The 25,541-nt window shown below is 39.0% G+C and carries 28 protein-coding genes; 12 read left to right on the plus strand and 16 right to left on the minus strand.

Annotated features, from left to right (window positions below; translation table 11 throughout):
* Window positions 1-15 precede the first annotated feature (15 nt).
* Both LOS73_RS03285 and LOS73_RS03290 read left to right on the plus strand, forming a co-directional pair.
* Window positions 16-2,208 (plus strand): GGDEF/EAL domain-containing response regulator, encoded by a 2,193-nt coding sequence (locus LOS73_RS03285; protein ID WP_457934485.1) that lies wholly within the window; start codon window positions 16-18, stop codon window positions 2,206-2,208.
* A 110-nt stretch (window positions 2,209-2,318) separates the two neighbouring features.
* Window positions 2,319-4,496 carry a YgiQ family radical SAM protein gene (locus LOS73_RS03290; RefSeq protein WP_007378293.1) on the plus strand — a complete coding sequence of 726 codons (2,178 nt, stop codon included), beginning with the start codon at window positions 2,319-2,321 and terminating at the stop codon, window positions 4,494-4,496.
* Between the two features lie 183 nt (window positions 4,497-4,679).
* Here LOS73_RS03290 and LOS73_RS03295 read toward each other — a convergent pair whose 3' ends face one another.
* From LOS73_RS03295 to LOS73_RS03355, 13 genes are all read right to left on the minus strand, one after another.
* Window positions 4,680-5,231 carry a protein disulfide oxidoreductase gene (locus LOS73_RS03295; RefSeq protein WP_457934486.1) on the minus strand — a complete coding sequence of 184 codons (552 nt, stop codon included), beginning with the start codon at window positions 5,229-5,231 and terminating at the stop codon, window positions 4,680-4,682.
* A 56-nt stretch (window positions 5,232-5,287) separates the two neighbouring features.
* The gene (mgtE, locus tag LOS73_RS03300) at window positions 5,288-6,646 is read right to left on the minus strand and encodes a magnesium transporter (protein WP_007378295.1); all 1,359 of its coding nucleotides are present in this window, start codon (window positions 6,644-6,646) and stop codon (window positions 5,288-5,290) included.
* Between the two features lie 101 nt (window positions 6,647-6,747).
* Window positions 6,748-7,020 (minus strand): HPr family phosphocarrier protein, encoded by a 273-nt coding sequence (locus tag LOS73_RS03305; RefSeq protein WP_033029547.1) that lies wholly within the window; start codon window positions 7,018-7,020, stop codon window positions 6,748-6,750.
* Between the two features lie 43 nt (window positions 7,021-7,063).
* Complete coding sequence (gene rapZ, locus LOS73_RS03310; protein ID WP_007378297.1) at window positions 7,064-7,909, minus strand: RNase adapter RapZ; 846 nt, start codon at window positions 7,907-7,909, stop codon at window positions 7,064-7,066.
* 19 nt (window positions 7,910-7,928) lie between these two features.
* Window positions 7,929-8,381: a PTS IIA-like nitrogen regulatory protein PtsN gene (ptsN, locus tag LOS73_RS03315; RefSeq protein WP_033015583.1), complete on the minus strand. Its 453-nt coding sequence runs from the start codon at window positions 8,379-8,381 to the stop codon at window positions 7,929-7,931.
* A gap of 4 nt (window positions 8,382-8,385) precedes the next feature.
* Window positions 8,386-8,673: a ribosome hibernation promoting factor gene (hpf, locus tag LOS73_RS03320; protein WP_007378299.1), complete on the minus strand. Its 288-nt coding sequence runs from the start codon at window positions 8,671-8,673 to the stop codon at window positions 8,386-8,388.
* 26 nt (window positions 8,674-8,699) lie between these two features.
* Complete coding sequence (locus tag LOS73_RS03325; RefSeq protein ID WP_007378300.1) at window positions 8,700-10,199, minus strand: RNA polymerase factor sigma-54; 1,500 nt, start codon at window positions 10,197-10,199, stop codon at window positions 8,700-8,702.
* Between the two features lie 69 nt (window positions 10,200-10,268).
* Complete coding sequence (gene lptB, locus LOS73_RS03330) at window positions 10,269-10,994, minus strand: LPS export ABC transporter ATP-binding protein (RefSeq protein ID WP_007378301.1); 726 nt, start codon at window positions 10,992-10,994, stop codon at window positions 10,269-10,271.
* Window positions 10,991-11,533: a lipopolysaccharide transport periplasmic protein LptA gene (gene lptA / locus LOS73_RS03335; RefSeq protein WP_457934487.1), complete on the minus strand. Its 543-nt coding sequence runs from the start codon at window positions 11,531-11,533 to the stop codon at window positions 10,991-10,993. Before lptA ends, lptB begins: the two co-directional genes overlap by 4 nt.
* Window positions 11,523-12,077: an LPS export ABC transporter periplasmic protein LptC gene (lptC, locus tag LOS73_RS03340; RefSeq protein ID WP_149614695.1), complete on the minus strand. Its 555-nt coding sequence runs from the start codon at window positions 12,075-12,077 to the stop codon at window positions 11,523-11,525. Before lptC ends, lptA begins: the two co-directional genes overlap by 11 nt.
* Window positions 12,074-12,625, minus strand: a complete 552-nt coding sequence (kdsC, locus tag LOS73_RS03345; RefSeq protein ID WP_007378304.1) for a 3-deoxy-manno-octulosonate-8-phosphatase KdsC — start codon at window positions 12,623-12,625, stop codon at window positions 12,074-12,076. Before kdsC ends, lptC begins: the two co-directional genes overlap by 4 nt.
* Window positions 12,626-13,597, minus strand: coding sequence for a KpsF/GutQ family sugar-phosphate isomerase (locus LOS73_RS03350; protein ID WP_007378305.1), 972 nt, complete (start codon window positions 13,595-13,597; stop codon window positions 12,626-12,628).
* Window positions 13,598-13,600: 3 nt separating this feature from the next.
* The gene (locus LOS73_RS03355; RefSeq protein WP_007378306.1) at window positions 13,601-14,569 is read right to left on the minus strand and encodes a calcium/sodium antiporter; all 969 of its coding nucleotides are present in this window, start codon (window positions 14,567-14,569) and stop codon (window positions 13,601-13,603) included.
* 268 nt (window positions 14,570-14,837) lie between these two features.
* Here LOS73_RS03355 and LOS73_RS03360 point away from each other — a divergent pair, with 268 nt between their 5' ends.
* Genes LOS73_RS03360 through murA form a run of 7 tightly spaced genes read left to right on the plus strand, consistent with a single transcriptional unit; the run spans window position 14,838 to window position 19,503 of the window.
* Window positions 14,838-15,653, plus strand: a complete 816-nt coding sequence (locus LOS73_RS03360; protein ID WP_033015593.1) for an ATP-binding cassette domain-containing protein — start codon at window positions 14,838-14,840, stop codon at window positions 15,651-15,653.
* Window positions 15,653-16,432, plus strand: coding sequence for a lipid asymmetry maintenance ABC transporter permease subunit MlaE (gene mlaE / locus LOS73_RS03365; protein WP_007378308.1), 780 nt, complete (start codon window positions 15,653-15,655; stop codon window positions 16,430-16,432). Before LOS73_RS03360 ends, mlaE begins: the two co-directional genes overlap by 1 nt.
* 13 nt (window positions 16,433-16,445) lie before the next feature.
* Window positions 16,446-16,994, plus strand: coding sequence for an outer membrane lipid asymmetry maintenance protein MlaD (gene mlaD / locus LOS73_RS03370; RefSeq protein ID WP_008135833.1), 549 nt, complete (start codon window positions 16,446-16,448; stop codon window positions 16,992-16,994).
* Window positions 16,995-16,999: 5 nt separating this feature from the next.
* The gene (locus LOS73_RS03375; protein ID WP_007378310.1) at window positions 17,000-17,680 is read left to right on the plus strand and encodes an MlaC/ttg2D family ABC transporter substrate-binding protein; all 681 of its coding nucleotides are present in this window, start codon (window positions 17,000-17,002) and stop codon (window positions 17,678-17,680) included.
* Window positions 17,673-17,966 (plus strand): STAS domain-containing protein, encoded by a 294-nt coding sequence (locus tag LOS73_RS03380; RefSeq protein WP_033029543.1) that lies wholly within the window; start codon window positions 17,673-17,675, stop codon window positions 17,964-17,966. The genes LOS73_RS03375 and LOS73_RS03380 overlap by 8 nt, the downstream gene beginning before the upstream one ends.
* A 5-nt stretch (window positions 17,967-17,971) precedes the next feature.
* Window positions 17,972-18,229, plus strand: coding sequence for a BolA family protein (locus LOS73_RS03385; protein WP_007378312.1), 258 nt, complete (start codon window positions 17,972-17,974; stop codon window positions 18,227-18,229).
* Window positions 18,230-18,243: 14 nt separating this feature from the next.
* Window positions 18,244-19,503 carry a UDP-N-acetylglucosamine 1-carboxyvinyltransferase gene (gene murA / locus LOS73_RS03390; RefSeq protein ID WP_007378313.1) on the plus strand — a complete coding sequence of 420 codons (1,260 nt, stop codon included), beginning with the start codon at window positions 18,244-18,246 and terminating at the stop codon, window positions 19,501-19,503.
* Window positions 19,504-19,560: 57 nt separating this feature from the next.
* Here murA and LOS73_RS03395 read toward each other — a convergent pair whose 3' ends face one another.
* The 3 genes from LOS73_RS03395 to LOS73_RS03405 form a co-directional block, all read right to left on the minus strand.
* Window positions 19,561-20,643: a trypsin-like peptidase domain-containing protein gene (locus LOS73_RS03395; protein WP_007378314.1), complete on the minus strand. Its 1,083-nt coding sequence runs from the start codon at window positions 20,641-20,643 to the stop codon at window positions 19,561-19,563.
* 100 nt (window positions 20,644-20,743) lie between these two features.
* Window positions 20,744-22,096, minus strand: coding sequence for a Do family serine endopeptidase (locus LOS73_RS03400; protein WP_096793713.1), 1,353 nt, complete (start codon window positions 22,094-22,096; stop codon window positions 20,744-20,746).
* A 133-nt stretch (window positions 22,097-22,229) separates the two neighbouring features.
* Window positions 22,230-22,673 carry a Z-ring associated ZapG family protein gene (locus tag LOS73_RS03405; protein WP_008135838.1) on the minus strand — a complete coding sequence of 148 codons (444 nt, stop codon included), beginning with the start codon at window positions 22,671-22,673 and terminating at the stop codon, window positions 22,230-22,232.
* A 134-nt stretch (window positions 22,674-22,807) separates the two neighbouring features.
* Here LOS73_RS03405 and zapE point away from each other — a divergent pair, with 134 nt between their 5' ends.
* From zapE to rpsI, 3 genes are all read left to right on the plus strand, one after another.
* Window positions 22,808-23,896: a cell division protein ZapE gene (gene zapE, locus LOS73_RS03410; RefSeq protein WP_457934488.1), complete on the plus strand. Its 1,089-nt coding sequence runs from the start codon at window positions 22,808-22,810 to the stop codon at window positions 23,894-23,896.
* 286 nt (window positions 23,897-24,182) lie between these two features.
* Window positions 24,183-24,611: a 50S ribosomal protein L13 gene (gene rplM / locus LOS73_RS03415; protein WP_007378318.1), complete on the plus strand. Its 429-nt coding sequence runs from the start codon at window positions 24,183-24,185 to the stop codon at window positions 24,609-24,611.
* An 8-nt stretch (window positions 24,612-24,619) separates the two neighbouring features.
* Window positions 24,620-25,012 carry a 30S ribosomal protein S9 gene (rpsI, locus tag LOS73_RS03420; RefSeq protein ID WP_086007041.1) on the plus strand — a complete coding sequence of 131 codons (393 nt, stop codon included), beginning with the start codon at window positions 24,620-24,622 and terminating at the stop codon, window positions 25,010-25,012.
* Window positions 25,013-25,541 lie beyond the last annotated feature (529 nt).

Below are 25,541 nucleotides of genomic sequence, written 5' to 3' on the forward strand. Positions count from 1 at the left end.
TTAATAGGAGCATGAATGTCATCAGAATCGAGCGGTTTTTTATTTTTAAAAGAAGACCATGATGAAGTCATCTCAGAGCCTTCTGATTGTTGGGATATTTTAATCGTCGATGACGATCCTGCTATTCATTCTGTAACTAAATTAGCTCTCTCTGGGTTGGAATACAAAGGAGCTGGATTTCGATTTCATGATGCTTATTCTGGTGCTGAAGCTATTGCTATATTATCTCAAAAAAACTCAATCTCAGTCATTTTTTTAGATGTGATAATGGAAACTGATGATGCAGGTTTACAGGTTGTAAGGCAGGTCCGTGAGGAGCTTAATAACCAACATGTTAGGATTATTTTACGTACAGGGCAAGCCGGTAGCATACCTGAAGAAAGAGTAACTCGTGAATATGACATCAATGATTATAAAACAAAAACGGAATTAACACGTTCTAAGCTCGTCACCTCTTTAATTACTGCAATTCGCTCATATGAACAAATTGGCCAATTAGAGTACCAGCATAAAGCAATGGACTCTATTTTATCGGCTTCGAAGTCTATTTTAGGACAGACCGATATAAAAGTACTGTGCAGAAGAATTATAAAGCACTTAAGTGTTATTTTACAGTGTCCGGATAAAGGCTTAATTTGCAGCAAACTAGATGGTAATAATTACATTCAAGTCTTGGGTGGTTGCACGCGCTATGAAACATACTTTGGAGAAAATTTAGCTGAGGTTGATAGTCGGATATACAATGAAGTAGAAGCGTCTTTTAGTCAAAAAAAACATCAATATACAGATACTAGCGCTACATTTGTTTTAAGAAGTAAGCACAGAAAAGCAGCCATTTATATTGAATGCGACGAAGTGATAACGCGTACTCAATTGCAATTTGCAGAAATATTTTTTGCAAATGTAAGCATTGCTTTAGATAACGTTAGGCTATTTGTTAAGTTGAGAGATGCGGCTTACAGAGACGTACTGACAGGTATTTCCAATCGAACTAATTTTATTGAGCGAATAGAGCGCTATCAAAAACCACAAAAAAATGACTACCTTCTTGTTTTACTTGATGTAATGAATTTTTCGGATGTTAATAATGGTTTAGGGCAAGAGGTTGGTAATAAGTTATTAATTGCTATTGTTGAGCGTTTAAAGGAAATTTACCCAACAGCTAAATTACTATCACGTATTGGGGCTGATGTATTTGGTTTTGTTATCCTTAAAAATGAATTTAATATTACAGACTTTAACGAAAAACTTAGTATTTCATTTTGTGCTGCAGAGCATATATTACCGGTGGGGTTTAAAATTGGTTTATGTCAACAGCAAGATTTTCAAAGTACAGGTATTGAAACCCTCAAAGTAGCTTATATTGCGCTTAATCAAGCTAAAAAGAATAAACATAAAGAAGGTGTTTATTACTGCGTTGATATGGAGGACGCCATTGCATGGCGACTCGGTATTATTAGGCAACTAAGGCATGATTTTGCTAGAAATAAACTAGAGGTGTGGTATCAGCCTCAATTGGCGTTTAATGATCTATCATTAATTGGCTGTGAGGCGCTTTTGCGCTGGCCTTTAGAAAATGGCACTTATATTTCACCTGCTGTATTTATTCCCTTAGCTGAAGATGCAGGGCTAATAGTTGATATAGGACAATGGGTATTAGAGCAAGCATGCCAGCAACAAAAACGATTGGAAAGTGCCGGCGCAGATATTTGCATTGCAGTAAATGTATCTGTTCCACAATTTAAAGTAAAAGGGTATGCACAAACCGTTAAAAATACATTATTAAAATATGGTGTGCAGCCAAAAAATATAGAGTTGGAAGTAACTGAAAGTGTGGTTATGGATGAGTTAGAAACTGTCATTAATACACTCCAAGAACTCAAAAAATTAGGTGTTGAGGTGGCTATTGATGATTTTGGTACAGGCTTTTCATCTTTAAGTTATATCCAGAGTTTACCAATTGATAGATTAAAAATAGATAGGGCGTTTATTAAAGGTTTACCAAATGATGACACAGGTGCAATAGCTGCTTTGGTTATATCACTTGGTGCTAAGTTGGGTTTAAAAACGATTGCAGAAGGAGTTGAAACGCAGGAACAAGCTAAATTTTTGAAAGATTTAGGGTGCGATGAGGTGCAAGGGTTTATGTATGCCAAGCCGATGCCTGAGCACGAATTAATTGAGTTTATTAATAAGCAAAATAATTAAAGTTAAATTATGATTTTACAGCTAAAGCCACATCACACATTGTAATGTTGTATATATAAACAATGCTATAAGGTATAATTCGCGCCTTTTGTTATTCTACGGCTAAATTTATGAGCACACTCAAAGCTAAGCGCGCCTTATTTTCATACCCTAAATATTGGGCTGAATGTTATGGCACCGCGCCATTTTTACCTACTACACGTGAAGAAATGGATGCACTTGGCTGGGATAGCTGCGACATAATTATTATCAGTGGCGACGCGTACGTTGATCATCCTAGTTTTGGTATGGCGGTAATTGGCCGTGTACTTGAAGCGCAAGGCTTTAGAGTGGGCATTATTGCCCAGCCAGCATGGGACTCTAAAGATGCATTTATGGAGCTAGGCAGACCGAATTTATTTTTTGGTGTAACAGCTGGGAACATGGATTCAATGATCAACCGCTATACTGCCGAAAAGCGTATGCGTCATGATGATGCTTACACACCTGATAACGTCGGCGGTAAACGCCCCGATCGTGCCGTAATGATTTACTCGCAAAAATGCCGTGAAGCATACAAAGGTATCCCAATTGTTATTGGTGGTATTGAAGCTAGCCTTCGTCGTATTGCTCATTATGATTATTGGCAAGAAAAAGTACGTCGTAGTATTTTGTTTGATGCAAAAGCGGATATTTTAATTTATGGCAACGCAGAGCGCCCGTTAGTTGAAGTTGCACACCGTATTGCGGCGGGCGAAACGATGGATACGATTCAGGATATTCGCGGCACGGCTGTTATTCGAAAAGAGCCCCTACCTGGTTGGCGTGGCAGTGATTCTACCGCTATTGATAAAATTGGTAAAATCGACCCTATTCCAAACCCATATGGCGCGGATGATGTTGGCTGTAGTAAATCTGAATTTAAACAAGCCGGTATTGATTTAAAAGCTGAAGCTGCAAAACCAATTATGGTTCAGCCTGCGCGACCTAAACCGTGGGAAAAAACCTACGTTAAGTTACCTGCTTATGAGCAAGTAAGTGTTAACAAACCTTTGTACGCCCACGCCTCGCGCATTTTGCATCAAGAAACAAATCCTGGTTGTGCAAGAGCGCTGTTTCAGCGACACGGCGATCGTTCTATTTGGGTAAACCCGCCAGCATACCCGTTAGAAACACATGAAATGGATGCTGTATTTGGTTTGCCGTATCAGCGTATTCCTCACCCAAGTTATGGTGATGCTAAAATACCTGCTTACGATATGATTAAAACATCAGTTAATATTATGCGTGGCTGTTTTGGTGGTTGTTCGTTTTGCTCAATTACAGAGCATGAAGGGCGCATTATTCAAAGTCGTTCGCAAGAATCTATTATTGAAGAAATTGAACAAATTAGAGATAAAGTTCCCGGCTTTACTGGTGTTATTTCTGATTTAGGTGGTCCAACGGCGAATATGTATAAGCTGCGCTGTACGAGCAAAAAGGCAGAGAGTACCTGTAGACGCTTATCATGTGTATATCCTGATATTTGTAAACACATGGATACAGATCATACGCCAACAATAGATTTGTATAAAAAAGCACGTGAAGTTAAGGGTATTAAAAAGGTATTGATTGCTTCAGGTGTTCGTTATGACCTAGCTGTACGCGACCCTCGTTACGTTAAAGAGTTAGTAACTCATCATGTGGGTGGCTACTTAAAAATAGCGCCAGAGCATACAGAGGATGGTCCATTATCAAAAATGATGAAACCAGGTATGGGAGCGTACGATCAATTTAAAGAACTATTTGATAAGTACTCTAAAGAAGCCGGTAAAAAGCAGTATTTAATTCCTTACTTTATATCTGCTCACCCAGGTACAAAAGATGAAGACATGGTAAACATGGCTTTATGGCTTAAATCAAACGACTTTAAGCTTGATCAGGTACAAAATTTTTACCCATCACCTATGGCTAATGCGACGACTATTTACCATACAGAGATGAACTCTTTACGTAATATAAAAAACAACTCAGAAGTTGTTCCAGTACCTAAAGGCGCTCGCCAACGTAGATTGCATAAAGCTATTTTACGCTACCATGATGCAGCAGGTTGGCCGATGATACGTGAAGCACTACGTAAAATGGGTAAAGCTAATTTAATTGGTAAAGGGCCTAACTGTTTAGTGCCAGAAGAAGGGCGTGATGAAAAAATAGGTAAAGGCGGTAAAAAAGGCGGGCGACCAGCATTAACGCGACATACCGGTTTTAGCCAATTTAAAAAGGCAAACACTAAACCAAAAGTAGGTGGTAATCGTCAAAGTACACGTTAGTAATTCAATCTGCCAGTTATTAGTTTAATTGCGATACGCGCTTTTCAGCCTTCGTAATACGTAAGTTGAGTTAACCTTGCTCTTTATTATCAATATTATTGTAGATGATAAAGAGTGAGCTTTTAGAGCCCCCTCTTTGAGCTGCGCGTATTTAGTGCCTATATATTTGCAGTCAGTTCTTCCTTATAACGTTGATGATAACCACAAACGTAATTTAAGTGACCATAACGGCTGAATACCTGTTAGCCCTTGCGTCATTTTATTATCTTTTAAGATTATATAAGATGGCGTGACTTGCCCTTGCCAATCGGTAAATATTTCACTGTGTTGATCGTTGACGGTCGTAAAACTGTAGCCATGATCATTTAGATAGTTATGTAGTTCTTGATCAGAACCTGATTTTATTGCGATGCTCACGACAGGATAATTATTCTCGTTTGCGAGTTCGTTTATGGCAGGGGAGGTAATACTACAAATAGAGCACCAAGTTCCCCAAAAATACACAAGGGTTGGTTTATCTTGGTTCATTGCTGCTAGATCAATGTTTTGCCCTTTATAATCTGTTAATTGTAATTGAGGATTTGCTGGCATGACAGGTTGCCGCCACCAATTGACGGCGGTATAAATGACGAAAAATATAGAGCCATATACCAATACACTTTTTAATATTGATAACCCTTTTTGTTTTAGCGTTTTTTTAGGTGTCTCTTTTTTATTCTTGATATTCGTTGTCATAGTTGCAGCTTTACCCTAAGTATTTTTTACTTTAGTTATTTGCAAAAATTTCTAATTTATACCAGCAACCAGGTAGCAGTTCCTAAAAAGGCGAATATACCAACAATATCTGTCACAGTGGTTAGCACCACACTCCCTGCAAGTGCGGGGTCTATATTCATTCTTTTAAGTATTATTGGAATACTTGCGCCAGCCACACCAGCCACGACTAAGTTCATAAACATAGCGAAGGCAAGTACACCACCAAGCATAAAGTCCCATTGCCATAGGGCAATAACACCTGCAATTAATAATGACCACAAAATACCGTTTAACGCACCAATGGCAAGTTCTTTCATCATTAAAAAGCGTTGGTTTGTTTGGTTTATATGGCCTACTGCAATACCGCGTATAACAAGCGTTAACGATTGACTTCCTGCAACGCCACCCATAGAAGGGACAATACCGTTTAGTACCGCCAAAATAGGTAAAACATCTAGTGTTCCTTCAAAAAAGCTAGCAACAAAGGCCGCTGCAAGTGCGGTTAGTAAATTGACACCTAACCAAACTGAGCGCTTTTTAGAGCTTTTGAGTACTGGCGCAAAGGTATCTTCTTCATCATCTAGACCGGCTAAGCCTAGTAAACTATGCTCTGCATCTTCTCGAATTACGTCAACAATATCATCGATAGTGACACGACCAAGTAATTGATCGTTATCATCCACAACAGGTGCTGATATCCAATTATGGCGCTCAAATAGTTGCGCGACTTCACTTTCATCCATTGAAATTGGGATTGATTCACAATCTTCATCCATTAAATCGCGAACAATTTTTTCAGGTGGGTTCGTTAATAACGTACTCAGTGATAGAGCGCCTATAAAACAGTTGTGTTTATCAACAACATATAGATCATCTGTACCTTCTGGTAGCTCCCCACGTAGCCTAATATATCTAAGTACAACATCGAGCGTTACATCAGGGCGAATGGTTACCGTATCGGTGTTCATTAGCGCGCCAGCTGAACGCTCTTGATATGAAAGTGCTTGTGTTGCACGCTCACGGTCTTGAATATCCATCGCGCTGACAACGTCTTTATAAACGGTGTCTGGTAAACTACGGAGTACTTCACCTAAGTCATCGTGGCCCATGTCTTCAGTTGCGGCTGCAATGTGCTCAGGTTCCATTTGGGCAATAATGCCTAAACGAACATCTTCGGAAAGCTCTTCAAGAACATCACCTTGTACATCAGGGTCAACCAATTGCCAAAGTAGTCGGCGAATTTTATGCGGCGATGACTCTAATAATAATGCGGTATCACAAGGAGCTGTTTTTGCTAACATCCGCCTAACTTGAACAAATTGACCACTGTTAAGCGACTTTGTCACTTGTTTTAATTGTTGTAGTGGATAATCTTGTTCAAAAGCTTCAGGCATTGGCGTCCTTATTGATTTTTATATAACTATGGATAGGGAGGTTTATTAATGGGGTAATTAACCACATTTAGTTTATCTTAGTTTCGGTTTTTAGCTAAGTGCTATTCTTCTTCATTAAAGCGTTGTGCTATCAATTGACCAACGGCATGTAAAGCTTGTTCGGCATCAGGGCCCTCACACACTACTTTCACCTCTTTTCCTTGACTGCTTTCCAGTAGCATTAAAGCCAATACACTGTCCCCAGGCGCTTCTTTATCATCTTGATATATCATGATTGAGGCATCAAATTTAATAGCAAGTTGCGCTAATACTGTAGCGGCTCTTGCATGAAGTCCTAATTTATTTTTTATTAAAAAAGTGTCTTCTAAACGCATAAGTTACTCTACCTAAGCTGAACAGATGATTATTTTGAATGAGTTATTTTTCTTGTTCTCTATGGCGGATTTTTACATTTGGATGTGTCATCGAAAAACTTTCACCAATCGTTTGTGCTAAATATACTGAGCGATGTTGCCCGCCAGTACAACCTATAGCAATAGTTAAGTAGCTACGGTTATTTCGCTCTAAATGTGGCAACCATGTTTGTACAAAAGTTTGAATTTGCCAAGTGAACTTTTGGACAATGCTGTGGCTGGCTAAGTAATCCTTTACGGGTTGGTCTAAGCCATTTAAAGGTTTTAATTCTGGCTCCCAATGTGGATTAGGTAAAAAGCGTGCATCAAAGACATAATCAGCTTCTTTAGGAATGCCGTGTTTAAAGCCAAATGACTCAAAAGTAACAATGAGTTGTTTATCTTTTTTACCCAGAATTTTTTCACGAATTGATTCAGCAAGTTGATGAACACTTAAATCACTCGTGTCGATCATATAGTCAGCGCGAGTAGTGAGAACATCGAGTAGTTCTTTTTCTTTTTTTATAGCTAAATCAAGAGGTAATGAGTCAACTGATAACGGGTGTAGACGGCGAGTCTCAGAAAAACGTTTAATTAATGTTTGATCCTCACTGTCTAGATAAAACAGAGTCGGTTTAGCAAAGCCAGGTAAGTATTCAAGGATATCGTTAAATTCATCTTGCTCTTTTGGTAAATTACGGACATCAATACTAACTGCAATTTTGTCGTAGTTATCAGATACACTTCTCACTAAAGAAGGTAGCAGATTAATTGGAATATTATCTACGCAATAATAACCTAAATCTTCAACTACGCGTAAAGCAACCGATTTTCCAGAACCGGAACGGCCACTTATGATAATTAATTCCATTTATCACCCATTATGTTAATTACGATTGTTCTACAATAACTTGATACAGTTCAGTATCTGATTTTGCGCTGCGTAACTGTTTACAAAAATCTTTATTATTTAGTTTATCAGCTATCGTTGCGAGCGTCTTTAAGTGCTGCTGGTTATCGCCATCAGGTACGATGAGAGCAACAAATATATCAACAGGGCGATTATCTATTGCATCAAAATTAATAGGTGTTTCGCTTACTAATACGAGTGCTAAGGGCTCTTCTGCGCCGCTCATTCGCCCATGAGGGATTGCAATGCCTCTTCCTATACCAGTGCTTCCCAGTTTTTCTCTATTCATTAAGGCGCTGAGAATATCTTGTTGAGAAAGATATGGGAGCTTGTCATGAGCAAGTTGACTGATGAACTCTAAAATTCTTTTTTTACTATTAAAAAGGACCGCAGCTCTGCTGCAGTCCTGACATATAAGTGAACTTAATTTCATAATATTAGTGTCGAGCAAGCTTCTCTTTGTGTTTAATAACTTGGCGATCGAGCTTGTCAATCAGCGAGTCAATGGCGGCGTACATATCTTGATGTTCAGTAGAGGCAAATAACTCAGCTCCACTTACATGAATCGTTGCCTCAGCTTTTTGGTTTAATTTTTCTATATCAAGAATGACATGAACATTATTAATATGATCTGAGTGTCTTTCTAGCTTCGCAAATTTGGTATTTACATAATCTCTTAATGAATCAGTTACTTCTACGTGACGACCAGTTAAGTTTAGTTGCATAAGCATTACCCTCTTTGTTTAGCGTCTTAAATCAAACTTTTTCGCTGATTTGACGGTGGAATAGCTAGAGATTCGCGATACTTTGCGATTGTACGTCTCGCTACTTTTATTCCTTGCTCAGCTAATATATCTGCAATTTTACTATCACTCAATGGTTTTGCTGAGTTTTCTGCTGCGATTAATTTTTTAATGAGAGCGCGTATTGCTGTTGATGAGCATTCGCCTCCATTTTCAGTACTTACATGGCTTGAGAAAAAATATTTAAGCTCAAAAATACCGCGAGGTGTATGCATATATTTTTGAGTTGTTACGCGTGAAATAGTTGATTCGTGCATTTCGACCATTTCTGCTACATCATTTAAAACCATTGGTTTCATGGCTTCGGGGCCATGCTCAAAAAAACCTTGTTGTTGCTTAACAATACAATTAGTTACTTTTAATAGTGTATCGTTTCTACTTTCTAAACTTTTAATAAACCATTTAGCTTCTTGTAGATGCGAGCGAATAAACTGGCTATCACCACTTGATTTAACGGTGCGTGACATTGCTGCATATTGGCTGTTGACTCTGATTTTAGGCATGCTATCTGGGTTTAGTTCAACAACCCAGCGACCTTTTATTTTTTTCACCGATACATCAGGAATTACATACTCAGATTCTTCTCTAACTATAGTATCCGCCGGTTTTGGGCTAAGAGTATGTATTAAAGTCATTATTTCTTTAAGCTCTTCTTCTTTGAGCTTTGTTTTTTTCATTAATGTACGATAGTCGCGAGCAGCTAATAGATCAATGTGCTCGGTTAAAATCATTTTTGTTTCATTAATATAGGGTGTTTCTTTATCGTATTGGTTCAGCTGAATACATAAGCATTCTTGTAAACTACGTGCTGCAATACCAACAGGGTCAAACAATTGAATTCGTTTTAAAACAGCTTCTATTTCGTCAAGTTCAACTTCGTTGTCTTCTTCGTTCTCTTGATTAAAACTTTCTAAAATTTCTTCGCAGCTTAGCGTTAAAATACCCGAATCATCGACGGCTTCAACAATCGCAATCGCAATCGCTTCATCGGTAGGACTAAAGGGAGTCAGTTGTAGTTGCCACATTAGGTATTCATGGAGCGTTTCAGTTGAGGAGCCTTGGTATATAGATTCATCTTCAGGCATTGGTCCTGATGATGACGCTGGGGCTGCGCTCATATATTCATCCCAACTAACATCCATAGCCATTTCATCACTTAGCGTATCTTTAGCAAGTGCTTCACCACTGTCTTGCTCATATTCGCTCGGAACATCATCAGCATTTGCGCTAACAGTGACATCGTCGTTATCTGCTTTTTGCTCGTTTTTACCAGCAGAATCTTCGGCGTAATCTTGCTCTTCAACCTCTAATAGGGGGTTGCTGTCGAGTGCTTCTTGTATTTCTTGCTGGAGATCCAATGTACTGAGTTGCAACAGGCGAATTGCTTGTTGCAGCTGTGGAGTCATTGTAAGTTGCTGGCCCATGCGCAGCTGTAATGATTGCCTCATGTATCTCTAACAATCCTTTTATGTTGTTATAATTAATACTAGCAGATGCTTAAAGACATGGCGTAAATGTTACAGCCTAAATTGTTCGCCTAAATAAACATCACGTACTGTTTTATCGTTTAATACGTGTTCTGGAGTGCCTGATGCAATTAACTCACCATGAGAAACTATGTAGGCTTTTTCGCAAACATCAAGAGTTTCTCTTACATTATGGTCGGTAATTAACACACCAATACCACGATTTTTAAGATGTTCTATTATTTTCTTTATATCTAACACTGAAATAGGGTCAACACCAGCAAAAGGCTCATCAAGCAATATAAATTTAGGATCAGCGGCTAGTGCTCGCGCTATTTCAACTCGGCGACGCTCGCCTCCTGATAATGCCATACCTTGGCTATCACGAATGTGCTGAATACTAAATTCATCTAATAAATTGTTAAGTGTGTCTTCTCTTGCTTGCTTATTCAGCTCTTTACGTGTTTCTAAAATAGCCATTAAATTTTGATAAACAGTAAGCTTTCTAAAAATTGATGATTCTTGGGGTAAGTAACCAATGCCTAATCTAGCACGACTATGCATAGGTAAAAGAGTAATATCGTTATCGTCGATAGAAATCTTGCCTTTATCACTAGGTACAAGGCCTACAATCATATAAAACGTTGTGGTTTTACCTGCACCATTAGGGCCAAGTAACCCGACTATGCTGCCAGCCTTTACTTCCAGACCTACATTTTTTACAACTTCACGGCCTTTATAACTTTTAGCTAATAGTTCTGCTTTTAATGTACTCATGGCTGACCTTTATCGTTTTTTTCTTTTTTAGTCTCAATAGGTACTAAAATAGTATGCACACGATCGGTTGAGTTTTCGTCTTTTTCAGCGCTAATTAATTGCTGTTGCATATCGTAAGTAATACTCTTGGCATTTATTTTTTGACCCGCTTGCGATACTTGTGCATCGCCAATAAGGGTTAAAAATCGTTTAGCTACATCATAACGAACTTCGTTTGCGCTGGCGCTCATTATAGTGCCATCAGTTTGTTTTTCTTCGAAATATGCAGGGCTACCAGTTGCAATTAGTAGCTGTTTATTATCGCCTAATTCATCACGTTTATGTACTTCTAAACGGTTGGCTGTAATACGACGGTTGCCGTGAATAATCTCAACATTTTTTTCAAAAATTCCGACGTTTTCTTTTAATTGGCCTTCTTGTTTGTCGGCACTTATTGATATTTGATTCGCTGCAGGTTGAATCGCTTGTTCAGCAGCGCTAAGGTTGAAAGCTAGTATAAGTGTCGGAATAATAAGTATTTTTGAAATTTTATTGGTCATAATATATAGTTCGCGTATGGTTAATAAGTTTTATCACTTCAGTTTTTAAATCGGCTTCAAGGCCTTTACCGGTGATCTTTAAATTGGGTCCCGTAACAATAACGGGTTGCTCTGAACGCATCGTGAGTAGTTTTATATCTACTTGAATATTATCCGCATTAATCTTGTCTATCATTGCATTATCAGTAAGATTATTGGCAACCACGTTACCTTCTAAAATTAATTGTTTTCCTTCATATAACGTTGCTTCGTCTGCATTTATTCGCCATGTTTGTTTTTCGTTATATAAGGTGAAAATGGGCTTTTCAAAAAAGGTAAAGCCTAACTGTTGATATAATTCCATTTTAGCAGCTGTAACTTTATGATTAATTTTACCATTTTCATCATAGGCCGTTTGTTTTAGCTCAATAGCAATATAATCAGGCTTAGCGATAACTTCAGCTTCAACCTGAGCTGTCATATTTGTTTGTGCAAAATAAGGGTACCAAAGCCAAACCATACAGCTGATGAATAAAACGCTTAAAATTATGCGCGCTGTATTCATGAACTAGTACCTTTGCTAGTAAGTGGTTTGTCGTTCTCTAGCATAAGTAAGTCGGTTAGTTCTCTCACTGCGCCAAAACCACCCAGCATCTGTGTCGTGTAATGTGATAAACGCTTGATTAGTGGGTGAGCATCGTTAACTGCAACGGCAAACCCGACTAATTCCATTACTGGCATATCGGGGCCATCATCACCAATGTAGGCAATTTGATCATCACTTAGGTGAAGCTTGTTTTTTAGCTCTTCGTAAGCAATAAGCTTGTTTTCTTGACCTTGATAAATATGTTGTACTGTTAAACTGGTCATACGTTGTTGCACTATCTGCGAATGGCGACCAGTAATAACAGCCACTTCAAAGCCACTGTTTATAAGCGCTTTAATGCCAAAACCATCTTTTGTATTAAATGCTTTGAGCTCTTCACCTTGATTGCCAAGATAAATTCGGCCATCAGAAAATACACCATCAATATCGCATATAAGTAGTTTTACTTTTTTAGCACGTGCTTTTGCATCAGCACTCAGCGGTTGATAGAGTTCTTCAAATTGCATTTATAATACTCCTGCTTTTAATAAGTCTTGCATATTTAGTGCGCCAATAGGCTGGTTTTGCTCATTAACAACAATCAAGCCATTTATACGTTTGTGTTCCATTATATTAAGCGCTTCAGCAGCTAAAATATCTTGTGTAGCTGTTGTGCATGACCTAGTCATAACAAGGTCTATTTGTGTTGTATGAATATCTAGTCTTTGCTCTAAAATACGGCGTAAATCACCGTCGGTAAATAATCCCACGAGCTGATTACTTTTATCAACAATGGCTGTCATACCAAGGCCTTTGGCTGACATTTCAATAAGTGCATCTTTTACGGTTTGTGAAACGCTAATAATAGGTGTATTTGCGCCGCTGTGCATAACATCTTTTAAGGTTAGTAATAATCGTTTGCCTAAACTGCCCCCAGGGTGAGAAAGCGCAAAATCATCGGCGGTAAAACCACGAGCTTCTAACAGAGCCACTGCCATCGCATCGCCCATAGCAAGAGTCGCTGTAGTGCTCGCCGTTGGTGCTAACCCTAAAGAGCATGCTTCTTTTTCTACTTTAATGCATACATGTACATTTGCATGTGTTGCCATGGTCGATTTAGTATTGCCTGTCATGGCGATTATTTTTGCGCCAAGGCGTTTTAAAACAGGGATAATATTTAAAACTTCACTCGTCTCACCTGAGTTTGAAATAAGCATGACAACATCGTTTTTGGTGATCATTCCTAAATCGCCATGGCTAGCTTCGCCTGGGTGTACAAAAAAGGCAGGGCTTCCTGTACTTGCAAGTGTTGCTGCAATTTTATTACCTATATGGCCTGATTTACCCATGCCAATAACAATAATTCGACCTTCGCAGTCAAACATTAATTGGCATGCTTGATGAAAATTTTCATCTACATATTGCGCTATGTCATTAAGTGCTTGGCGTTCAATATTGAGAACACGAAGACCCTGTTCGATAAAGTTCAGCGTCGTCATTATTTACCCTACTTGACTAAAAATATACCCTTGGTAGCCCAAAAATGCGATAAGCAATAAGCCACCTTCCACTCTATTGATGCGTTGGGTGCCTCTAAAGTTCAATGACATGATGATAAGAGCAAATGTTGCACCAATCATAATGAGTATATCTCGACTCGCTACTGACGGATCGATAATGGATGGATTAATAATACCTGCGAGCGGTAACACAGCCAATATATTAAAAATGTTTGAACCAACAATATTGCCTAGAGCTAAATCATCTTCATTTTTTAATACACCGGCAATTGAAGCTGCAAGCTCCGGTAAGCTCGTGCCAATGGCAATAATAGTTAAGCCAATGACTAGATCGCTTAGGCCAAAGTATTTAGCTATGTCGACTGCTGAACCAATTAAAAAATGTGAGCTAACAGGGAGTAGAACCATGCCAATAACTAACCAAAATACCGCTTTTTTAGTTGGTACATCGTTAGGTACGTCGTCACAGGCTTCGGTTATAAATGGGTCATCTTGGTTTTTTGCGCGCAGTGAAATAATAATCAAACCGCCTATAAACACGATAAAGCCAATAAGTAAGGCGATACCTTCGGCTAATGAAAAATAATTGTCTGAAAAAATATACCAGGTAGCGAATGATATCAGCAAGACCAGTGGCATTTCGCGTTTTAATGTACTTGAAGATACAGACAGAGGTCTAAATAACGCTGTAATACCTAACACAAGTAGAATGTTTGTTATGTTTGAACCGACAGCGTTACCAACTGCAGTATCTGTTTTATTTGCGAGCGCTGCAGAAGCGGAAACCATCATCTCTGGGGCTGACGAACCCATTGCCACAACAGTTAAGCCTACAATTAGGGTTGGTACGCCAAAGTTTTTTGCAAGTGCCGCTGCGCCATAAACAAACCTGTCTGCACTCCAAACAAGAGCCGCAAAACCAAGAATTAAAATAACAAACGAGGTAACCATTATATTAAGCCAGTTATTCAAAATACAGATGGCGCGAATAGTAACAAAAGCAAAGGTGAAAGTATAAATAAAAGAGTCAGGTCAACTCTAATTACAATAACTTGTTGAATAATATTTTAAGGCGCTTATATCAGCACCTTAAGCTGCAGTTAAGCCGTTATAAACGAGTCTTATACTCCTTTTTGCAAGTGTATTACAAAATCTTACGAATTGTTTTTTCCATCTTGGTTAAAAAAGCTTTAAAATAGGTGCACTAGTGAACATTGTTATGGAGAGCGACTTGTCGCAATCAATAGTAGAAGTCAAGGATGTTAGCTTTTCGAGAGGCGATAGAAGCATATATAAAAATATGAGCTTTAGCGTTCCTAAAGGTAAAATCACTGCGATTATGGGGCCAAGCGGAATTGGTAAAACGACCATGTTGCGTTTAATTGGCGGTCAACTTAAGCCTGACTCCGGTGATATTTTATTTGAAGGTGGTAGTATCCCAAATATGTCGCGCAAAGAACTCTACGAAGCGCGAACTAAAATGAGTATGCTTTTTCAAAGTGGTGCGTTGTTTACTGATATGTCGGTATTCGATAATATAGCGTTCCCAATTAGGGAGCACACTGAGTTGAGTGAAGACCTAATTCGGTTGGTTGTGCTAATGAAATTGCAAGCTGTTGGGCTACGCGGAGCGAAAGATTTAATGCCTTCTGAATTATCGGGAGGTATGGCTAGGCGCGCAGCTCTGGCACGTGCTATTGCGCTCGACCCTGAACTTATAATGTACGATGAACCATTTGCAGGCCAAGATCCTATTTCTATGGGGGTGTTGGTTAAATTAATTAAGTCACTCAACGAAGTGCTTGGTTTATCTTCTTTAATTGTAACCCATGATGTTAACGAGGTAATGAGTATTGCTGACCACGTTATTATTATAGCTGATCAGGGTGTAATTGGTTGTGGAACACCTGACGAAATGCGCAATCATGAGTCTCCTTTAGTGCAACAGTTTTTAAAAGGTTTGTCTGATGGTCCCGTGCCTTTTCATTTTCCAGCTCAAACATATGCAGATGAGTTGCTTGGAGAAAAAGCATAATGTTGGATTTATTTCAAAAATTAGGGCATAAGACGCTAGGTCGTTTTGCGGCTCTGGGTCGCTCAACTTATATGCTTTTTGGCGCACTTGTAAATGTACCTAACTTTAAAAAGGGTACACCTCTACTTATTCGTCAGCTCTACATGGTGGGTTCGCAATCTTTGCTCATTATTATGGTGTCAGGTTTATTTATCGGTATGGTCTTGGCATTACAAGGTTATACGGTATTGGTTGGATATGGTGCAGAGGATAGTTTAGGGCCATTAGTGGCATTAAGTTTATTACGAGAACTCGGGCCTGTTGTTACAGCGTTATTATTTGCAGGGCGAGCGGGCAGTGCGCTTACTGCAGAAATAGGCTTAATGAAAGCAACAGAACAGTTATCATCATTAGAAATGATGGCAATTGATCCACTAAAACGAATTATTGCACCGCGCTTTTGGGCAGGCTTTATAAGTATGCCGTTACTAGCGGTGATATTTTCAGCAGTGGCAATTATTGGTGCTCATTTAGTTGGAGTTGATTGGCTTGGTGTTGATACGGGTAGTTTTTGGTCAATTATGCAATCACAAGTATCGTTTCAGCAAGACATACTAAACGGTATTATTAAGAGCTTTGTATTCGCCATTGTGGTGACTTGGATAGCACTTTATAAAGGGTATGACTGTGTGCCGACCTCTGAAGGGATCAGTAAAGCAACCACCGAAACGGTTGTTCATTCGTCATTGGCGGTTTTAGGGTTTGACTTTATTTTGACAGCGGTAATGTTTACCAGCTAATAGGGTATAGATAATGAATTCACGGAAATTAGAAATTTTAGTTGGTTTTTTTGTGGCGTTAGGAATTTTAGCGTTTGCTATGCTTGCGCTTAAAGTCGCCAATTCAGGTATTAGCGGCTCAGGCGAGACGTACACACTTAATGCTAAATTTGAAAACATAGGGTCATTAAAGGCACGTGCACCAGTAAAAGTGGGCGGAGTCGTTATTGGTCGAGTAGAGTCAATTTATGTTCATCCACAGGAGTTCTTGCCAGTGGTTAATATGACCATTGATGCACAGTATTTATGTCGTTTTTCAGACACGAGCTCAATTTCAATTTTAACATCGGGTATTTTAGGTGAGCAGTATCTAGGTATCCACCCTGTTATTTCTCCTAATTCAGCAGAGCAACGCTGTTTAGGTCAAGTCGTAACCGAAAATAAGCAAGACGAAGCAATTGATGATTTATTTGGTGTAGACAGTAAAGCGTTAGGTGACGGTGATTCAATCACTGATACTAAGTCTGCCATTGTACTTGAAGAGTTAATTGGGCAGTTTTTATTCAACCAAGGTAGTGAGTAATTATTATGTTGAAAAAGTTTCTAGCTATTGTAGCAATTAGCACAATGACGCTAACTCAAAGCGTAAGTGCTGCAGATGTTAAACTAAATGATCCAAACAAAATGGTGCGTCAAGTAGCGGACAATACGTTTGCACGTATCAAAAAAGATCAGCCATTAATCATTAAAAATCAAGAGCATCTTCGTGTCATTGTTGAAGAAGAATTAATGCCTTATATTGACTACAAATATGCAGCACTTCGCGTGTTAGGCAGTGAAGTATCTAAAGTACGGGCAATTACAGATGAAGCTGAAAAAGCCCAAGCGATTAAAGATATTCAGCGCTTTATTGGTGTATTTAGAGAATATTTAGTTGCCACTTACGCTGGTGTATTTACACAATATACAAATCAAAAAGTTGAGTTTGGTGCTGAGCAACCATTTAAAGGTAAAGATGTCGTTGTTGTTAAAACTAAAATTCTTGAAGATGGCAAACCTGATATCAGAATAGACTTTAAAGTTCGTGAAGATCGCGATGGTGAATGGCGAGCTTACGATATGATTGCTGAAGGTATTAGTTTATTAGACGCCAAACAAAGCGAACTACAAGGTATTTTACGTCAGCAAGGTATTGACAATGTAAGCAACCTTTTAGAGCAAAAGAGTAAGTTACCTGTTCAATTTAGAGGCAGTAGCTCGAATGATTAAATTGGCAATTAGCCAAGTTGATGAACAGCAGTTTCGAGTAAGTGGTGAACTTACTCGAAATTCCATTAGTAATGAACGGCTTTTGAACGATAAGTTAATAACTAAGCATAAAACCACTTATTTTGACCTTAGTGAGGTATCAAGGGTTGACACAGCGGGCTTAGCTTGGTTAATTCACTCTTTTGCAGAATTTAAGCAGCAAGGCATTCGTCTTGAATTGCAAAATCCACCTGAACAATTGCAAAATTTAATGCAGTTGGGTCAAGTTACAACCCTATTTGAGTGAGAGTTATGGAAACTAGCCAAGTCGAAACATTATTACGCGATGAACTTCAATTAGCTGAAGTGCATGTAAAAGCTAATGGTAGTCATTATGAAGTAATTGCAGTTGGTGAATGCTTTGACGGTTTAAGCCGTGTTAAAAAGCAACAGCTAGTTTATGGTCCGTTGATGAATACAATTTCAGATGGCACAATTCACGCAGTTTCTATTCGCGCTTTCACTCCAACAGAGTGGAAACGTGAACAAAAATTTATTTTACCGCAATAAGTAAGGCCTCCTAAATGGATCAATTTGTAATTCAAGGTGGCACTTCACTTGCTGGTGAAGTTACTATTTCTGGTGCTAAAAATGCAGCGCTTCCTATTTTGTTTGCTGCTTTACTTGCTGATGGTAAAAGTACATTTACTAATGTTCCACGTTTACGTGACATTGTTACCACCGAAGCACTATTAAAAACTTTAGGTGCAGATGTTAATTGGCAAGGCGACACACTTATTATTGATGGCGCAACGGTAAATCAGACGCTTGCCCCTTACGAGCTCGTTAAACAAATGCGTGCTTCTGTGCTTGCACTAGGCCCTTTAGTGGCACGCTTTGGTGAAGCTCAGGTTTCATTACCAGGTGGTTGTGCTATTGGTGCTCGTCCTGTTGATATCCATATTCAAGGTTTAGAGCGCTTAGGCGCACAAATAAGCGTTGAAAATGGTTATATTAATGCCAAGGTAAATGGTCGCTTAAAAGGCGCTGAAATCTTTATGGAGATGGTTAGTGTTGGTGCTACTGAAAATTTACTGATGGCAGCAGCGCTTGCTGATGGAAAAACCATACTTGATAATGCCGCGCGTGAGCCTGAAATTATCGATTTAGCTAATTGTTTAATTGCAATGGGTGCTAAAATCACTGGTGCAGGTACTAGCCGTATCGAAGTAGAAGGTGTTGAGCGCTTGGCGGGTTGTGAGCATAGTATTTTGCCAGATAGAATTGAAACAGGTACATTTTTAGTGGCGGCTGCAATGGCTGGCGGTGAGGTACTTTGTAAGAATACTGATTTCCATTCACTTGAACCTGTGATTGAAAAGCTGCGTGCAACGAATGCATTACTTGAGGTGCATGATGACAGTATTTACTTAGATATGCGTGGCCGAGAGCTTAAAGCTGTTAATATTAAAACCGCTCCACATCCTGGTTTTCCTACTGATATGCAAGCTCAATTTACAGCATTGAATGTTGTGGCAAATGGCAGTGCAACGATTACAGAAACGATTTTTGAAAACCGTTTTATGCATGTGCCTGAGTTACAGCGCATGGGTGCTAATATTCGTCTTGAGGGCAACACGGCTATTTGTGGTGAAACCAAAAGCCTAAGCGGTGCGCAAGTTATGGCAACTGACTTACGTGCTTCAGCGAGTCTAATTTTAACAGGTATAGTCGCGCAAGGTGAAACCGTTGTTGACCGTATTTATCACGTTGACAGAGGATATCAGCGCATTGAAGATAAGCTCAGTGCATTAGGTGCTAATATTAAACGTAGAAGCAGTTAAAAGCGCCTAATATATGTAGGTCGGATATGTAAATACACACCGACCTACAATTAGTAGTTATAGTTTTGTTTCAAGCTCTGCGACCATCACCATGATTTTTTCTATTTTGCCATTTCGATAAAGCTCAAACTCTATTTCTTTCCCTGGTTCTGTATTGCCTATTTTTTCAAGTACTTTTTGCGGGTTTGCTACGGAAAGCCCTGCAATTTTAATAACGATATCTTGTTCTTCAATACCTGCTTGCCAAGCTGGGCCTAAGGGATCTAAGTTCGTAATTCGCATACCTGAAACAGGAGTTAGGCTATCGTTAACTTCTTTACCTGTGCTGTCTACTGCGGTGCCTTCAAAACCAAGGTAGCCTCTAACTACACGACCATGTCGAATCAATTTTCCCATCACTTTTTTAGCAAGTGAATACGGCACAGCAAAAAATATTCCCTGTATGTTTAAATTTTCACGCGTTTTAAATTGGGCTGAAGTGATACCAACTAAATCACCGTTAGAATTGACTAATGCGCCACCTGAATTCCCTACATTAATAGCGGCATCCATTTGTAATAAGTTATTATAAGGGCTGTCTGTAATTTTTTGCTTACCAGTAGCGCTAATAATACCTTGGGTAATTGTCTGTCCTAAATTAAGTGGGTTACCTATGGCTAGTACTACATCACCTACACTCGACGTATAGCTATCGCTTATAGGAATAACGGGAAGGTGGTCTGCGTTTATTTTAAGTAATGCAAGATCAGTAATCGTATCAAAGCCGATTAGTTGGACATCAAAAAAGCGCCTGCCGTCTGTCAGAATAACCATAATTTGATCTGCATTATTCACTACATGATAGTTAGTAAGAATGTAGCCATCTTGCGACATAATCACACCAGAGCCTAATTCTTGTACGGTATTTTGTCTTTTATAACGAGGCTCTTTCGAAATGCTCTCAGAAAAAATAGTCACTACGGAGGGAGCTGCACGTTTAACAGCATCTGAGAAACTTAAATGGCTAGTACTCATTGCACTCGCAAGAGGTACGTTCGGTAATAGAGAAGCTCGCATATTAGGGCTGAAAAAAACCACTAAAAAAGCAATGCTAAGCCCTGCAAATAATGGCGGGAGAATAAATTTTATTAGTTTCAGCACGGGATTCTTATTATAAGGAAGTAATTTCTTTATGATGGCATAAAAAAAATAACAGCGGCAAGTGCCGCTGTTACTTTTATTTCATTTATAGCAATATTTATTACTGAATTAAGATAAATATAGATTCACGGCCACGTTTCACGCCAAGCACTATATTGCCTTTTGTGTCATCGATGATCTTATTCATATCACGAATTGTTTCTACGCGTTGACGGTTTACCTGCATTATAATGTCACCCTCTTCAAGGCCAACACGGGCAGAAGGTGAACGAGGATCTACAGAGGTAACTTCAACACCTTTATTACTATTTTTTTGCACGTTTTCAAGCTCGGCACCTTGAAAAGCAGGATGTAGCTCTTCCCCTGTTGCCGTAACGCCTGATGCACCATCGAGTGTAACTTTAACTGTTTTAATTTTTCCGTCACGATAAATGCCGAGCTTGATTTCTCTACCTTCACCCAAGGTTGCTATTTTGCTTCGTAATTCATGGAAGCCGCTAATATCACCGCCATTAATACTTACAATAACATCACCGGCTTTGATTCCTGCTTTACTTGCAGCGGTGTCATCCATTACTTGCATAACGTAGGCACCTTGTTTGACGTCAAGTTGCTGTGCTTTAGCTAGGCCTGCATCAAGTGGGCGCCCAGAAATACCAAGTGAGCCACGACGTACTTCACCGTGTTCAATAATTTGATCTACTAGGTTTTTCATCATGTTAGACGGGATAGCAAAACCAATACCAACATTACCGCCTGAAGCCCCTAAAATAGCAGTGTTAATCCCTATTAATTCACCATTTAAGTTAACTAAAGCACCACCAGAGTTGCCTTGGTTAATCGCTGCGTCGGTTTGAATGAAATCTTCGTAGCCTTCAATGTTTAAACCACTGCGACCAAGTGCACTCACAATCCCTGATGTAACAGTATGGCTAAGGCCAAACGGATTACCGATAGCAACGGCAAAGTCACCCACACGCAAATTATCTGAGTTTGCTAGTTTTACTTCAGTTAAATCATCAGCGTCGATTTGTAAAAGTGCAATGTCGGATTCTTTATCAGTCCCAATTTTAATCGCTTCAAACTCACGGCCGTCTTCAAGGGTAACAACCATTTTTTCGGCATCTTGAATCACATGGTTATTAGTTACTACATAACCTTCATCAGCATTAATAATAACGCCAGAGCCTAAACCGCTAAATTGACGTTTTTGGCTTCGGGGTTGTTGCTGTCCGAAAAAGTATTCAAGTGGATCCGCACGGCGACGCACTTCTTTTGAGCCTGAAACTTGAATGCTTACAACGCCTGGAGTAATTTTTTCGAGCATTGGGGCAAGTGTTGGCAACTGCTGGCCATTTACGGCAACCGGTATTTTTGCATAAGACGCTACCGGGCTTAATAAAAGGCTAGTAGAAAGAATAGCTGCGCTGATAAGTGATAATTTCATTTTCATAGTCTGGGTTTACTCCACTTCGAGAAAAGCAAAAAATTGAAAAGGGCTGCATAAGCAGCCCTTTTTAATTTATCAGTAAGATAAAACAACAAAGCTGTTATATCTAAAGACTATGGGGTTAAAAAAAAGTTCATCAAGATGCTTTAGAATGTTCTGAAACTTTATTTTGTCCTGCAAATAAACCTGATTCGCCTGAAACATAATCAGCAGGTTGTGCTTTTGCTGATGAACGATCGCATCGGCGTTCTTTTATCGATGCTTGTAATTGCTCAGTAGTTTCTTTTGAAAAGAAAGGTTCAGCTGGTGTTTGCTTCCGATCCTCTAGCAGCAGTTGATTGGTTTCTTCAACATGGCTAAGTAGTTGATCGTAATTCTCTTTCATTTTATTTACAAGCTTGCCTGTACTCGCTAAATGATCGGCTACATCTTGACGATATTGCTCTAACGCATTTTTAGCTTGCTCTGCCTGTTTTTCCAGCTCATCTTGTTTAAATTGTTTTTTAGTGACAAATGCACCAATAAAAAAAGCTATAACAGCAACAATAACAATTAAACCTACCCACGTGACTGTACCCATAAATCTACCCCTTTGGGAAAATAACTAACGAATGCTTGATTCAATTATAAATCATACTAAGTGTAATATACCCCGAGTAATGATGCGTGTTAATATGCTTTGCAAATTAAACTGCATTTTAACTGTAAATAGATATGACTCCTTGGCAAACATACCAACAAGATTTGAAGCGAGATGACTTTGTACATGATGTAGCACAAGAAAATGCAGTGCGCCATTTACAGCGTTTATATGACGATTTAACCCAGAACAAAATAAAATCAAAAAGCTTTTTTGCCAAGTTTTTTAATAAAGATGAGCCAGCGCCTATAAAAGGTTTATATTTCTGGGGAGGAGTAGGGCGTGGTAAAACTTATTTAGTTGATACTTTTTATGAAGCCTTACCAGGCACGCGGAAGATGCGCGTACATTTTCATCGTTTTATGCATCGCGTACACGATGAACTTAAAAAGCTAAACAATACTGTAAACCCATTAGAAAAAGTCGCGGATATTTTAAAAGCTGAAACAGACATAATTTGCTTTGATGAATTTTTTGTTCAAGACATTACAGATGCCATGCTGTTAGGCGGTTTAATGGAGGCATTATTTGCACGCGGTATTGTACTTGTTGCAACGTCAAATATAGTACCTGATGATCTTTATAGAAACGGTTTACAACGTGCGCGTTTTGTACCAGCTATTGAGTTGGTTAAACTCAATACAGAAATAGTAAATGTAGACTCAGGTGTCGATTACCGATTACGTACGTTAGAACAAGCCGAAATTTTTCATAGCCCGCTTGACGAACAAGCAGATAAAAACCTATTTGATTACTTCGATAAACTTTCCTCAGAGCCTGGCCAATTAGATGAGCCTATAGAGATAGAAGGGCGTTTAATCAAAACGCGCAAAGTAGCTAAATGTGTTGTGATGTTTGAGTTTAGTGAATTGTGCGAAACAGCGCGAAGCCAAGTCGATTACATGGAGATTAGTCGCCTATACAATACGGTTATTATTTCTAACGTGAAACAGCTTGGGCAAACTAACGATGATGCAGCAAGACGCTTTATTGCTTTAGTTGATGAATTTTATGAGCGCCACGTAACTTTAATAATTTCAGCTGAGAAGCCGATCACCGACCTTTATACTCAAGGTAACCTTAATTTTGAATTTAAGCGTTGTATAAGCCGTTTGCAAGAAATGCAGTCTTTAGAGTATTTAGCTAAAGAGCATTTAGTTTAAAGTAAGTAGGCAAATGTGTAATAGGCCAACGCTTAAAAATAAGAGGTACATATATAGTACTTCTTATTTCTAAAATTTCTTGTGGAAAAAACAACCGGCGAGTAGCAATGTGTTTTAAGTGCTGGTATACTCCCGCGTCTGCCACGTTGCGTTCTATGCCATCATATAGTCTAGCCACTTGTGAGCGGCGCAAAAGTCTAAAACTCGAAGGGGTTGTAGCAAACTTAGAGCAGTAGTTAATATTAACTACTTGTGGTTTTAATTGAAAAACATTGGATTTTTATAAATGAAAACGTTTGTTGCTAAACCAGAAACAGTAAAACGTGACTGGTACGTAGTTGACGCTGAAGGTAAAACTTTAGGTCGCATCGCTACTGAAATCGCTCATCGCCTACGCGGTAAGCATAAAGTTGAATATACACCGCACGTAGATACTGGTGATTATATCATCGTTATCAACGCTGAAAAAGTTACTGTAACTGGTAACAAATTCAAAAACAAAGTGTACTATTCACACTCTGGTTTTCCAGGTGGTCTTAAGTCTACTACTTTTGATAAACTTCAAGCTGCAAAGCCTGAAATGATCATCGAGAAGGCTGTTAAGGGCATGTTGCCACGTGGTCCTTTAGGCCGCGCTATGTACCGTAAACTTAAAGTTTACACAGGTACTGAGCACAACCATGCTGCACAACAGCCTCAGGTTCTAGACATTTAAGGAGCACCATCATGGCAAATCAATACTACGGTACAGGTCGTCGTAAAAGTTCAAGTGCTCGCGTATTCTTACGCCCAGGCACTGGTAACATCGTAATCAACAAGCGCTCTTTAGAAGAGTACTTTGGTCGCGAAACAGCACGCATGGTTGTTCATCAAGCTCTTGAGCTAGTTGATATGACTGAAAAATTTGATCTTTTCATCACCGTTTCTGGTGGTGGTACAACTGGTCAAGCTGGTGCTATCCGTCACGGTATTACTCGTGCACTTATGGAGTTTGACGAGTCATTACGTCCACAACTTCGTAAAGCAGGTTTCGTTACTCGTGATGCACGTAAAGTTGAACGTAAGAAAGTGGGTCTTAAGAAAGCGCGTAAGCGTCCACAGTTCTCAAAACGTTAATCTATACGTTATCAAAAATTCAAAACCCAGCTTATGCTGGGTTTTTTGTTTTTAAAAATAGTAATTCCGACAATGAAAGATATGCCTAAATTGACTCGTTATCGTGCCTAGGCTTAATAATTACAGTTACTTGTATTGATCAAATTCCTCAATAACAGCGTATTTAATAAACGAAAGTTAAAAAATACTCAGATAGCTGCAAAAAAGTTAAATAATTATCGTAATTAGTTTAAATCCATCAGTTAATTGGTGGAATTTTTTGCTACAATTGGCATGGAAGTAAAACGATCGAGTTTTACGACACTACGCACCGTTTTAGAGTTTTCGCTTAGTGACGTTGATCTTGGTCAGTACATAGTTTTTACAGAAACGGTATTATGACTATTCGGCCCTATACTCAAAACTGGCTTACTGAACCCTAGGTGAAGTAGGGGGTGTTAGAGCATGAGGCTGTGAATAACCTTGTTTTAATCAAGGGTTTTAATTATGATCGTTTCTATTTTAAAAATTTCGAATAATTAACCTGCTG

The sequence above is a fragment of the Pseudoalteromonas sp. SCSIO 43210 genome (assembly GCF_054133285.1).

What these genes read in the sequence shown, in the direction of transcription:
- LOS73_RS03285 (WP_457934485.1), top strand. Translation starts at nt 16, where the DNA reads ATGTCATCAGAATCGAGCGGTTTTTTATTTTTAAAAGAAGACCATGAT.
- LOS73_RS03290 (WP_007378293.1), top strand. Translation starts at nt 2,319, where the DNA reads ATGAGCACACTCAAAGCTAAGCGCGCCTTATTTTCATACCCTAAATAT.
- LOS73_RS03295 (WP_457934486.1), bottom strand. Translation starts at nt 5,231, where the DNA reads ATGACAACGAATATCAAGAATAAAAAAGAGACACCTAAAAAAACGCTA.
- mgtE (WP_007378295.1), bottom strand. Translation starts at nt 6,646, where the DNA reads ATGCCTGAAGCTTTTGAACAAGATTATCCACTACAACAATTAAAACAA.
- LOS73_RS03305 (WP_033029547.1), bottom strand. Translation starts at nt 7,020, where the DNA reads ATGCGTTTAGAAGACACTTTTTTAATAAAAAATAAATTAGGACTTCAT.
- rapZ (WP_007378297.1), bottom strand. Translation starts at nt 7,909, where the DNA reads ATGGAATTAATTATCATAAGTGGCCGTTCCGGTTCTGGAAAATCGGTT.
- ptsN (WP_033015583.1), bottom strand. Translation starts at nt 8,381, where the DNA reads ATGAAATTAAGTTCACTTATATGTCAGGACTGCAGCAGAGCTGCGGTC.
- hpf (WP_007378299.1), bottom strand. Translation starts at nt 8,673, where the DNA reads ATGCAACTAAACTTAACTGGTCGTCACGTAGAAGTAACTGATTCATTA.
- LOS73_RS03325 (WP_007378300.1), bottom strand. Translation starts at nt 10,199, where the DNA reads ATGAGGCAATCATTACAGCTGCGCATGGGCCAGCAACTTACAATGACT.
- lptB (WP_007378301.1), bottom strand. Translation starts at nt 10,994, where the DNA reads ATGAGTACATTAAAAGCAGAACTATTAGCTAAAAGTTATAAAGGCCGT.
- lptA (WP_457934487.1), bottom strand. Translation starts at nt 11,533, where the DNA reads ATGACCAATAAAATTTCAAAAATACTTATTATTCCGACACTTATACTA.
- lptC (WP_149614695.1), bottom strand. Translation starts at nt 12,077, where the DNA reads ATGAATACAGCGCGCATAATTTTAAGCGTTTTATTCATCAGCTGTATG.
- kdsC (WP_007378304.1), bottom strand. Translation starts at nt 12,625, where the DNA reads ATGCAATTTGAAGAACTCTATCAACCGCTGAGTGCTGATGCAAAAGCA.
- LOS73_RS03350 (WP_007378305.1), bottom strand. Translation starts at nt 13,597, where the DNA reads ATGACGACGCTGAACTTTATCGAACAGGGTCTTCGTGTTCTCAATATT.
- LOS73_RS03355 (WP_007378306.1), bottom strand. Translation starts at nt 14,569, where the DNA reads ATGGTTACCTCGTTTGTTATTTTAATTCTTGGTTTTGCGGCTCTTGTT.
- LOS73_RS03360 (WP_033015593.1), top strand. Translation starts at nt 14,838, where the DNA reads ATGGAGAGCGACTTGTCGCAATCAATAGTAGAAGTCAAGGATGTTAGC.
- mlaE (WP_007378308.1), top strand. Translation starts at nt 15,653, where the DNA reads ATGTTGGATTTATTTCAAAAATTAGGGCATAAGACGCTAGGTCGTTTT.
- mlaD (WP_008135833.1), top strand. Translation starts at nt 16,446, where the DNA reads ATGAATTCACGGAAATTAGAAATTTTAGTTGGTTTTTTTGTGGCGTTA.
- LOS73_RS03375 (WP_007378310.1), top strand. Translation starts at nt 17,000, where the DNA reads ATGTTGAAAAAGTTTCTAGCTATTGTAGCAATTAGCACAATGACGCTA.
- LOS73_RS03380 (WP_033029543.1), top strand. Translation starts at nt 17,673, where the DNA reads ATGATTAAATTGGCAATTAGCCAAGTTGATGAACAGCAGTTTCGAGTA.
- LOS73_RS03385 (WP_007378312.1), top strand. Translation starts at nt 17,972, where the DNA reads ATGGAAACTAGCCAAGTCGAAACATTATTACGCGATGAACTTCAATTA.
- murA (WP_007378313.1), top strand. Translation starts at nt 18,244, where the DNA reads ATGGATCAATTTGTAATTCAAGGTGGCACTTCACTTGCTGGTGAAGTT.
- LOS73_RS03400 (WP_096793713.1), bottom strand. Translation starts at nt 22,096, where the DNA reads ATGAAAATGAAATTATCACTTATCAGCGCAGCTATTCTTTCTACTAGC.
- LOS73_RS03405 (WP_008135838.1), bottom strand. Translation starts at nt 22,673, where the DNA reads ATGGGTACAGTCACGTGGGTAGGTTTAATTGTTATTGTTGCTGTTATA.
- zapE (WP_457934488.1), top strand. Translation starts at nt 22,808, where the DNA reads ATGACTCCTTGGCAAACATACCAACAAGATTTGAAGCGAGATGACTTT.
- rplM (WP_007378318.1), top strand. Translation starts at nt 24,183, where the DNA reads ATGAAAACGTTTGTTGCTAAACCAGAAACAGTAAAACGTGACTGGTAC.